Raw genomic sequence first — 1,696 nt, 5'->3', positions numbered from 1 at the left:
CGGGGGGGTGCCCCTATCTGTTTCGTCAACCCCGCCAGGGTCGGTTCATGGGGATTGGTAACGGTTTTCGGGAACGTCCCGCGAAGCGGGACGTTCCCGGCGGATCGGGTGCCTGATGGGCAGCCCGGTGGCCGGCAGGGCTGGGCCGGCCGTGCCGGTGCGCGGGCGTGATGGGGCCTGGAGGGCGACAGCGGTGGAGTCGTCAGGCGGCGAGGCCGACGGCGTCGGGGGTGCGTGGTTCGTAGAGGGCGCCGGTGCGGATCATCGCGTGGATGACGTTCACGCGTTGCCGGGCCAGGCGGAGGATGGCCTGGGTGTGGGTCCTGCCGCGTGCTCGCTGGCGGTCGTAGTAGATCCGGGAGGACGGGTCGGCTTTGCAGCCGATCGCGGCGAACGCGGCCTGGAACAGGGCACGTTTGAGGAGCCGGTTGCCGCGGTGGGGTGCGTGCTCGCCGCGGATCGAAGTACCTGAGGACTTCGTGGCCGGGGCGAGTCCGGCGTAGGAGGCGAGGTGTCCGGCGGTGGGGAAGCCGGTGCCGTCACCGATCGCGACGATCACTGCGGCCGTGGTCCTGACGCCCAGGCCGGGCAGGGACGTCAGGAGGTGGAAAAGAGGGAGGGCCTCCAGCAGGGCGGCGATCTCCTGCTCGGTGGCCTTTCGCTGGGTGTGGGCAGCGGCGAGCTGGGCGGCCAGCCCGGGCACGATCAGCGCGGACGCCTCGGTGCCGGGAACGACAAGGGTCTGCTCGGCCAGCGCGTCGTAGATCTCGGCGGTGAGGTGGCGGGCCTTGCGCGAGCCGTGTGCCCTGAGCAGGGCCTCGCAGCGGGCCCGGCCGAGTCTCTTCAGCCTGGCCGGGGAGCCGTGCCGGGCCAGGAGAACCTGAACGTAGGGATAGGCCAGGCGCGGGCCGAGCACGCGCTCGAGGGAGGGATGGATCTGGGAGAGCAGGCCGCGCAGCCGGTTGGTGGTGCGGTTGACCTCGCCGGCCAGGTCGTTGTCGTAGCCGGTGAGCATGGTCAGCTCGGCCAGCACCTCGTCGTCGCGGTCCACCGCACGCAGGGTGTGCGGCATGGTGCGGGCGGTCTCGGCGATCACGAACGCGTCGCGGGCATCGGTCTTGGCCTCGCCCGGGTGCAGGTCGGCGGCCCGGCGCATCGACAACCCGGGCAGGTAGGCGACCCGGCAGCCCGCCGCGCGGGCCACCGTCAACGGCAGCGCGCCGATGTTGGCGACCTGGTCCACGATCACCAAAACGGTGCCGAACTTCGCCACCAGTTTGGTGAACAGTTCCAGCAGTTTCGGCTCGGTGTTGGGCAGCCGCTTGTCGTGCACGGTTCTGCCGTCCTCGGTCCTGCCGTGGGCGTGATGGAACTCTTTGCCCAGGTCCAGGCCGAGGAAGAGGTCTGTCGCGGTCGTGTCGACCATGTGCGTGTGCCCCTCGCCTCTCGTCTCCTCGACTCCCGGCCGTCCCTGCGGCACCACACGCCGGCAACCACGTTACGCAGACATGCCACCCCGGACGGTCCGGCGTTGCGCCGGACCGGAGTGGTCGTCAGGCCCCTCATCAGCGGTCAAGCGGTGCCCCGAAGCCCGGCGGCAACACCCCCCAGGTCATCCCTTCGACAGGGGGCACACAGCCATACCGGACCCGGGGGCCAGGCGCCCCATTGCGGGGCCACGAAAAAGGTAACGGGG

At 70.9% G+C, this 1,696-nt stretch carries 1 protein-coding gene; it reads right to left on the bottom strand.

Going from position 1 to position 1,696, the window contains the following annotated elements:
• Positions 1 to 202: 202 nt before the first annotated feature.
• A complete protein-coding gene (locus AOK11_RS34415) occupies positions 203 to 1,426 on the bottom strand; it encodes an IS110 family RNA-guided transposase (protein WP_055597588.1) in 1,224 nt (407 codons plus the stop codon).
• Positions 1,427 to 1,696: the final 270 nt, after the last annotated feature.

Source organism: Streptomyces hirsutus, assembly GCF_001418415.1.
GTDB classification, from domain to species: Bacteria; Actinomycetota; Actinomycetes; order Streptomycetales; family Streptomycetaceae; genus Streptomyces; species Streptomyces hirsutus.
This window is presented reverse-complemented; position numbering and strand designations above follow the sequence as displayed.